The 325-nt window shown below is 69.8% G+C and carries 1 protein-coding gene; it reads left to right on the top strand.

Going from position 1 to position 325, the window contains the following annotated elements:
* A partial coding sequence (locus SB764_RS39040) for an undecaprenyl-diphosphate phosphatase (RefSeq protein WP_410866617.1) occupies positions 1 to 325 on the top strand: 325 nt, incomplete at both ends.

Here is a 325-nt window from a genome sequence, read left to right as displayed (position 1 = left end):
CTGCAGCTGATCCGCGGCACCCTGACCGGCGTGCCGAGCGAGGTGGCCTTCACCCGCAACCTGCTGATCGCCTTCCTGCCGGCGGCGGTCATCGGCGCCATCTTCATCAAATCCATCAAGCAGGTGTTCTACCATCCCGCCGTGGTGGTGGTGACGCTGGTGCTGGGCGGCCTGATCATGCTGTACGTGGAGCGCCGCACCCGCCATACGCCGGGCGACCAGCCGGGCGCGGCCGACGATACCGCGTCGGACGAGCGCGCCACGGCCATGACGCTGGAGCAGATCAGCTGGAAGCGGGCGCTGGGCGTGGGCGTGGCGCAGTGCC

Source organism: Paraburkholderia sp. SIMBA_027, from assembly GCF_046535315.1.
Lineage (GTDB): Bacteria > Pseudomonadota > Gammaproteobacteria > Burkholderiales > Burkholderiaceae > Paraburkholderia > Paraburkholderia tropica.
Note: the sequence above shows the minus strand (reverse complement) of the source record. Positions and strands in the feature narration are given on the sequence as shown.